Origin of the sequence: Paraclostridium benzoelyticum, from assembly GCF_001006285.1 — a bacterium.
Taxonomy (GTDB): Bacteria; Bacillota; Clostridia; order Peptostreptococcales; family Peptostreptococcaceae; genus Paraclostridium; species Paraclostridium benzoelyticum.
This window is the reverse complement of record NZ_LBBT01000067.1, coordinates 1-8414: the sequence shown is the minus strand read 5'-3', so window position 1 is coordinate 8414 and position 8414 is coordinate 1. Positions and strand designations below refer to the sequence as shown.

The 8414-nt window shown below is 27.7% G+C and carries 7 protein-coding genes; 2 read left to right on the top strand and 5 right to left on the bottom strand.

What is annotated here, in order from left to right; genetic code table 11:
- Positions 1 to 113: 113 nt before the first annotated feature.
- Positions 114 to 374: a hypothetical protein gene (locus VN21_RS03275; RefSeq protein ID WP_046822033.1), complete on the bottom strand. Its 261-nt coding sequence runs from the start codon at positions 372 to 374 to the stop codon at positions 114 to 116.
- Positions 375 to 1146: 772 nt separating this feature from the next.
- Here VN21_RS03275 and VN21_RS19195 point away from each other — a divergent pair.
- The gene (locus tag VN21_RS19195) at positions 1147 to 1275 is read left to right on the top strand and encodes a hypothetical protein (RefSeq protein ID WP_021429136.1); all 129 of its coding nucleotides are present in this window, start codon (positions 1147 to 1149) and stop codon (positions 1273 to 1275) included.
- 116 nt (positions 1276 to 1391) lie between these two features.
- Positions 1392 to 1730: a phage holin family protein gene (locus VN21_RS03270; RefSeq protein WP_046822032.1), complete on the top strand. Its 339-nt coding sequence runs from the start codon at positions 1392 to 1394 to the stop codon at positions 1728 to 1730.
- 78 nt (positions 1731 to 1808) lie between these two features.
- On the opposite strand, the gene VN21_RS03265 is transcribed toward VN21_RS03270, so the two are convergent.
- From VN21_RS03265 to VN21_RS03250, 4 genes are all read right to left on the bottom strand, one after another.
- Positions 1809 to 3017, bottom strand: a complete 1209-nt coding sequence (locus VN21_RS03265) for a dicarboxylate/amino acid:cation symporter (protein ID WP_046822031.1) — start codon at positions 3015 to 3017, stop codon at positions 1809 to 1811.
- A 172-nt stretch (positions 3018 to 3189) separates the two neighbouring features.
- Entirely contained in the window at positions 3190 to 4254 is a 1065-nt protein-coding gene (locus VN21_RS03260) for a lysylphosphatidylglycerol synthase transmembrane domain-containing protein (RefSeq protein ID WP_046822030.1), read from the bottom strand.
- Between the two features lie 176 nt (positions 4255 to 4430).
- Positions 4431 to 6959 carry an FAD-dependent oxidoreductase gene (locus tag VN21_RS03255; protein WP_084821924.1) on the bottom strand — a complete coding sequence of 843 codons (2529 nt, stop codon included), beginning with the start codon at positions 6957 to 6959 and terminating at the stop codon, positions 4431 to 4433.
- A gap of 157 nt (positions 6960 to 7116) precedes the next feature.
- Positions 7117 to 8322, bottom strand: coding sequence for a CD0519/CD1768 family membrane protein (locus VN21_RS03250; RefSeq protein ID WP_046822029.1), 1206 nt, complete (start codon positions 8320 to 8322; stop codon positions 7117 to 7119).
- Positions 8323 to 8414: the final 92 nt, after the last annotated feature.

Below are 8414 nucleotides of genomic sequence, written 5' to 3'. Positions count from 1 at the left end.
AGATTTATTATAAAAAATTATCTTATGTTGATCTTTAAGCATACAAGTTTTATTTTATTAAATAAAAAAGCTTATAAACTTTGTTGTTAAACAAAATTTATAAGCTTTAATTTTTATAACTCTTCCTCTAGTTCCTTTATCTTCTTATCAAGTTCTTTTATTCTAGCTTTTAATTCATAACACTTATTATCTACCTTCATAGCTGAAGTGTAGTTCATTTCATTGCTATGATATTTCCTCCACAATTCTTCATATTTATTATGATGTTTATTAAATTCTTTTTCTAAACACTCTCTTTCACTTTTTAGTTCACTTATTTGTTCTTGTAGTTTCTTTTTGTTGGTTTTAAAAAAATCGAAAAAAAACATATCCATATTTCCCTTCTATCTATAATTAAGTTTATAACATTTTAACTTTATGTTACTTTTTATTTACTCCATTTACATTATATTATTAATACATCTAATATTATACCTGTTTATTGTACTATATTACAATAAATTTAATTATATATATACCCTTTTGGATAATTCTTCTAAACATTTATTTCTTTATATTTCATATAAGTTCCATCTATAAAGATAATTCCTTCCTCAGTTGTTTTTGCTAAATTGATAAAACTTTCTATAAGAGAATATAATCCGTCTATTGTCATTTAAATCAATGCTAAATACATAGCTCTATTATAATATGATTCTGTATGAAAAATATTTACCGTATAATTATTACCTTCTACTATTAGATTTAAAAATGCTATTTTGCAGACATACATAAAATAATTTTACATACAATTCCAAGGTTATTCAATTTTATCATCTCCAAATATTCCCTTAGCTTTTATTATATCAATAATTCCTTAATTATTCCTTAACAATATTGTCATTTATTTTTATTTAAATTAGGGTATATTAATAAATATTAAAATATAAAGGATGTGTTTTTATGATTATAAATATTAGTAATCCAGCTAAAAAAGAACTAAATAATATTTTTGAATCTTATAATTTAGATGTTAAGTATCTAAGAGTATACATAAAAGAAGTAAGTGGATGATATGGTCCTGTTTTTAGCGTAGCTCTGGATGAGCCTACAGAAAATGATACAATCTTTGAATGTGATGATTTTAAAATTATTATAAACAATGATTTGTGTAATAAAATAAATGTAATTAACATTTTTTATAAATCAGCTTTATCTAGTGATATATTTAGAGTTTCTACAGATTTATTATGGAAAGAAGAATATTATGAAGCTCCATGGGCTAAACCATGGTAATATAATTTTAGGTCTAAATTTTACATAAAATGTGTAATTTATTTTTTTATGGGAATATATTATTATATATTAAGCTTTAATAAATTAGTAAATTTTATTGAAAAGGAGTTTTTACTATGAAAAAAGTATCTTTATTTATAGTAGTTAATGCTATATCTTTATATATAGTATCATTATTAATGAGCAGTGTTTCTATAACATCTTTTAGCTCTTTACTTATACTAACAGTCATTTTTGGTGTTTTAAACTTAACAATTAAACCTTTGCTTCAATTTTTCTCACTACCTATAACATTTTTAACATTAGGTTTATTTTCATTAGTAATAAATGCACTTGTTTTAAAATTAGCTTTTAGTATAGTCCCAGGAGTACACTTATATGGATTTGTTAGTGCTATAGGTGCTTCTATATTATTATCTATTGCAAATACAATTATATATAATGTACTTGATTAAATAGAGTATATTTATTATAAAAAAGAGTTACCTCTAAATAGAGATAACTCTTTTTTATTAAGTATTCACTTCTTTATATTATTTTCTTTTTTTTTCTCTTTTAACAGATTTATTGTTTATTTCATCTATTACTACAGCTATTGCGTTATCTCCTGATATATTAGCTGCAGTACCAAAACTATCTTGAGTTATATATAGTGCTATCATTAAACTTGCAAGTCCACCATCTGATGGTATTCCTACCATAGGTAAAAATGGAAGCGCACTCATTATAGCCCCACCTGGTGCCCCTGGTGCTGCAACCATAGCAACTCCTAGCATCAATAAATATGGTAATACTATAGCTAAACTATAATTCATTTGATTCATCATTAAAACAGCAACTGTAAATGAAGTTACTGATATTATACTTCCAGATAAGTGAATAGTTGCACAAAGAGGTACAACAAATTCTCTTATTTGTTTAGATACTCCATTTTTTTCTGCACACACTACATTTACAGGTATAGTAGCTGCTGATGATTGAGTTCCAACTGCTGTTAAATATCCTGGTATTTGATTTTTTAGTAATTGAATTGGATTCTTTTTAGTGTATGCTCCAGCAAGAGCAAATTGGAAACATATATATATAATATGAAGTGGTATTACAATTAAGTATACCTTACCAAATATTTTTAGTATGTCCCATACTTGTCCCGCAAAAGTTATATTAGCAAAAGTTCCTGCTATATAAAGAGGTAGTAAAGGTATTATTATTTTAGATAAAGTAGATTTTATTATTTCTTGAAAATCCATTGCTATGTTAAATAATCCTTCTCCTCTGCCACGACCTCTAAGAGCTGAAATTCCAAGACCCATCATGAATGCGAAAACTATTGCAGCTGTTACATCTAGCATTGGTTTTAATGGTATAGTAAATATTGGTGAAAGCATACCTGAATTTGGGTCTACTACACTCTCAGCTACACCAGCGTTTATAAAATTAGGGAAAATAGTTATTGCAACTGTATATGCAAGCAATCCAGCTATTATTGTAGAACAATATGCTATACCAGTTGTTATTCCCAATAGCTTCCCTGCCCCTGAAGTTAATTCAGCTATACCAGCTGTAACAAATCCTAAAATTATAAATGGTATTACAAACTGTAAAAATGCAGCAAATAAACCACTTATAGTAACTAAAATTTCAACTACTTCTTTTGAAGCATAATTACCTATAATAATACCAAGTATTATTGCTATTATCAATTTTGGTACTAGTCCTATTTTTTTCTTTGCTTTTGTCAAAATAATTCCTCCCCTTATGAATAAATTTTATGATAAAAACATTTTCCCCTTTAATTTAAATTGTATACATTTAGACACAAAAAGTCAAGATAGTTGTAAAAAGTAATATTTTTGTGAAATTTATGTAAAATAAAAGGTATGCCGTTTCTACGGTATACCTTTTATAATAATATTAAGCTGCATATTCTTTATTTTTTCTTTTAATTTTCTTACTTTTTCGGTCCATATTATGATGAGTTATCATTGTAAATATTCCACTGCCTACTAGTACTGCATAGTATACAAATCCTCCATATAAGAAAATTGCATACCCCATAAGAGGTTGTGGAAACACACTTTTAAATATTGCAAAGAATGCTAGTTCACTTGCTCCTGCGTTACCTGGAGTTGGAATAGGGGATATAGCCATATATAAGAATGCTTGTAATGTAAGCATATATATATATGTATATCCACTTAAATTAAATGCTTTATATATCCAAAATGATATACTAAAGTATACACTTAACTGAACTACAGTTATCAAAAGCGTTGACACAAGCGCTTTTCTATTCCTTATAAATAAATTAACAGACTTACTATACTCATCTGCAAAACGCTCTACTTTCTCCACTTTTCCTTCTAAAAATTTAAATACTTTAAATTTAACCAAAAAGTTTATAACATATTTAGATACTTTCTTAATTAATTCAGGATTATATATAACCATCATAGAAACTATTAGTGTAAATGCATTCATTGAAATACCTATTAATATTAAAGGCATTACACCCCTTAATTCCTTTAGTATCGCTGTATTTAAAAGGACTAGTACAGAACAATATACTGTAACTACAACTTGATATATTATAGATTTATTCATTATAACTGCAGTTGCTTTGCTAGCTGGCATCTTGCATTTGTTTAATACATATATTTGCATAGGTTGACTCCCTGATGCAAATGGTGTTATCAAATTATAATAAAATCCCATAGTTGCTAATTTAAAACCTATAAATCTTGTCTGAACTTTATGAATGCTATCTATTACTATTTTTAAAACTACACCCTCTAATAACATGTGTGTAATCACTGCACACATCCCAAAAAATATAAACTTCTTATCTACCATATCTACAACTTCATGAAGCATATCTATGTCTAAAGTTCTATAAACTAAGTAACTTGTTATTCCTAATATAAATACCAAAAAGCCATATTGTAATATATTTTTATTTAATGTCTTTTTATTTTTCATAGGAAACCTCCATCCCCTTTAATTTGACACTACCTATTATACAATACATTTAGTTTTTATGGTATTAATTATTTCTTACTTTTTTGTAATAAAAAAGAAAAAGATCCATCCGTATTTATCTATATACTTTATAAGTAAGTATTATAGATTGTTCGGAAATGAATCTTTTTAATTAATTATAATAAGTTTTCACTTAAAACTTTATTAAAATTAGCTTTTTCTTCTATTAGATTTATAATGTTTACATTTTTACTTAAATCATTTATACATACAGCGCCTACTAATACATCATCTTTAAAGAATAGTTTTTTATAAACATCTTTTTTGTTTAATGTTATAAAACTATCTACATCATTTATATTTCCTATACTAAACACTTTTGTTTCAAATACATCTAACCCTACTGGGTAGTTTTCTACTTTAAATTCAATTTTATCTCCGCATGCATTTGCGCCTGCAACTTTTCCCATGTCTATAGCTGCCGGCCATATAGCCCATATCATAGAATCAATTTCAGCTACATCTCCACATGCATATATTTCTTTTGATGAAGTTTTCATATGCTTATCTACAACTATACCTCTGTTAACTTCTATATTAGTGTTGTTAGTAATTTGAATATTAGGTCTAACCCCTATAGAAAATACCACCATATCCACATCAATAGAACTTCCATCTTTAAATACAGCTTTAGATACTTTTTTATCGCCTTCTAGAAAATCAATGAATTTGCCTAACATTAGGTTTAATCCATTTTCTTTTAATATATTTTCTAGAACGACACTTCCATCTTTATCTAGTTGCTTAGTTAATAAATTTGGCATAGCTTCTACTACTGTAACTTCTTTTTGCGCTAGCTTCATTTCATATGCAGCTTCAAGACCTAACAACCCTCCACCTATGACTAAAATATTTTTTGCTTTTTCTAAATTCATCTTTATTTTATCTAAATCATTTTTATTTCTTAAAGTATACACTCCATCTAAATTATTCCCATTTATCGGTGGTATAAAGTTAGAACTACCATTTGCAATTATTAACTTATCATAATTTATACTTGAATTATTATCTAAAATAATTTTTTTATTTTCTTCATCTATTGTTTCTACATTGATTCCTAGTAAAACTTCTATATTATTTTTTTCGTACCAGTCTTTACCTTCAATATAAAAATCCTCTTTTTTAATTTCTTCATTTATAAAATCAGAAAGAGCTGGTCTATAATAACTTAACTCTTCTTCATTACTTAAAAGAGCTATTTTAGCTGTTTTATTTCTTTTTCTAATAGAGTCTGCTGCATAAAAACCTGCTGCCCCATTACCTACAATTACAAACTTGTCATCTGTGTTATTCTGATAATTTATATTTTCTTCTATAACCTCTATAAATTGATCATGTTTTGCCCCACATACCGGACATACATCTGGAGCTTCTTCTCCATCAAATACTTCATTACATATTACACATTTCCATTTTTTAGTTCCTTCTTTTTTAGTATTTGCATCTATAGTTTTTTCAATAAATTTCTTTCCTAGTAATTGAGCTTCATATAAATCTACCTCACTAGGTTTAAAATTAACAACTAATGGATCTATAGTTTTCATTCTTAGTTGTTTTAACCTATCCATAACATTTGGTATTCCTTCACCACTCCATCCAAATGAACCAAAACATGACGCAACTTTATTTCCATGAACAATAGGATTTAAACTAACAAGAATATCCCAAATAGGCTTCAATGCATCACCATTTATTGTTGGAGTTCCAAATAAAACTCCTTGTGAGTAAGTTATAGAATTTATTATTTCATCTATATTATGATTTATAACATCATAAATTTTAACATTATAATCGCTATGCTCTTCAATTCCTTTTTTAATGTTTTCAGCTAATTCACCTGTATATCCATAAGCACTTACATAACATATAGTTATATCTTTATTTGTAACTATTATCTCATCTCTACTCCATTTTTCATATATATCAACTATTTTCCTAGGATTATCAACTAATACAGGTCCATGCCCTGGGCATATTATATCTAACTTTAAGTCTTTTATTTTTTCTATAGCTTTTAATATATATGGCTTAAAAGGCCCCATAATACAATCGTAATAATATCTTAGAGCTTCCATATAGTGTTCTTCATTATCTATTTTAGTATTAACCACGCCTTCACAGCTATAATGACTTCCAAATGAGTCACAAGTTACCAATACATTGTCCTCTTTAATGTACGTGTATATAGTGTCTGGCCAATGAAGAAGTGGAACTGAATAAAACTTTAAAGTTTTATTTTCTATTTTAATTTCATCATTATCATTTACAACTATATATTCAAATTCACTATTTACAATTTCTTTTAAATAATTAACAGCATTTTGAGATGCTATAATTTTAGCTTTCGGAGAAAGTTTCAATATTTTCTCTACGCTACCTGCATGATCTGGTTCTGTGTGACTAACTACAATATAATCTATATTTCTTAAATCTACATTTAAATCTTCAAGTCTAGCTAAGTAACTATCAAAATGTTTAACTTTTACAGTTTCAAATAAAATCGTTTTCTTTTCCGTTTTTAAAACATATGAATTATAAGTTGTTCCATATGGTGTATACATTATTATGTCAAATACCCTTAAATCAGGATCTAAAGATCCTACCCAGTATAAATCATTCTTTAATTTAAGCGATTTCAATTCCATGTATATTCCTCCAATATATGTTTGTTTATTATTTAACTCCTATTATTTTTATACCTTTTATTAATTAGTTTAAACATATAATTAGTATATTTTTACAATCTTATTTCCATACATAAAAAAAGAGCATCTTAAAAAGATACTCTTTTGTGTTCTTTATCTAAAATAAAAGCATATATATAAAGTGAGCAGACATACCTGCTAATAACCCACCTATAGTATGCGAAATTATTGCTTTACTAGTAAGTTCTCTTGCATCTAATGCATCCATCATACCTACATGAGTACTTAAATACCCACTCCAGCACATTCCCATAGCTGTAAATACTGCTATATCGTTAGGTGTTACAACCCCTTCACTTATAAATCTTGGAACTAAACTCATAGCAGCTCCAACAGCTCCTAATGAAGTTATTGGGAATGCCATCGCTTGAGGATCTGTAAATCCAAATAAAGGTCCTAATATAAACATTAACTTATCACCTAATGCTGGTAGTAGCGCTATACCTTCATAAGCAGCACCTGTATAAACTTCAGCTCCTGTTTTAGGATCTATTGTTGGTCCAAATGTTAATAGCATAACTAAAGTACATACAACTAATACTCCTGGGATTATAGCCATCCCTAACTCAACACCATTTTTACCGCCTTCTAACATAGAGTCAAGTACTCTTTGGAATAAACTTCCTTCTCTTATTTCTCTATACTCCATAGCTTCTACTTTTCCATCAGCTTTAACTTCGCTCTTTGGATCGTAGTTATAATATTTTTTAGTAAATGTAAGCATTATTCTAACACTTATTATACTTCCTATTATTGCACCTATATTTCCTACTAATGCAGCTGATACAAACTCAGACCCCTGAGTCATCATAAAAGTCGTAACTATAAGACCCATACCAAAAGATGTTCCTAAGTTACATAAAGCAGGAACTTGATACTGCTTAAAGTACTTGGTAAAACTCTTATCATTAGCAAATGCTATTATAGCTGGATTGTCTGATAGATAAGTTGTTACTGCTCCTGCTATACTTGCTCCTGGTAAGTTATATAGTGGTTTCATAAATATTGCAAAAACTTTATTTAAAAGTGATATTACTCCAAACTCTGAAAGTAGTGCACTCAATGCACCTGCAAGCACAGCTAGTGCCATTATTAAAAATACAGTGTTTAGTAACAAATCGTGAGCTGTGTTCATAATAGTTTTGAACATCAACCCTGCACCCATTTTACTTCCTACAAATCCAAACCCTGCTAATAAAATCCCTATAAAAACAAAAGTTTCTAAACTTACTGCTTTTACCTTCTTTTTTCCACCAGAAACCTCCGTGGCGACAACGCTTTCCTCTAAATTTGTAATCTCCATTGTATTCCCTCCTTAGTATTTTGTGGATATCATTAAAACAAATATTAAAATTTAATTTTATTTTCGTTTTAATTTTAACAATTAAGACAAAT

Bases quoted from the DNA above. Each gene is read 5' to 3' on its own strand.
- VN21_RS03250 (WP_046822029.1), bottom strand. From the start codon at position 8,322: ATGGAGATTACAAATTTAGAGGAAAGCGTTGTCGCCACGGAGGTTTCT.
- VN21_RS03270 (WP_046822032.1), top strand. From the start codon at position 1,392: ATGAAAAAAGTATCTTTATTTATAGTAGTTAATGCTATATCTTTATAT.
- VN21_RS03255 (WP_084821924.1), bottom strand. From the start codon at position 6,959: ATGGAATTGAAATCGCTTAAATTAAAGAATGATTTATACTGGGTAGGA.
- VN21_RS03275 (WP_046822033.1), bottom strand. From the start codon at position 374: ATGGATATGTTTTTTTTCGATTTTTTTAAAACCAACAAAAAGAAACTA.
- VN21_RS03260 (WP_046822030.1), bottom strand. From the start codon at position 4,254: ATGAAAAATAAAAAGACATTAAATAAAAATATATTACAATATGGCTTT.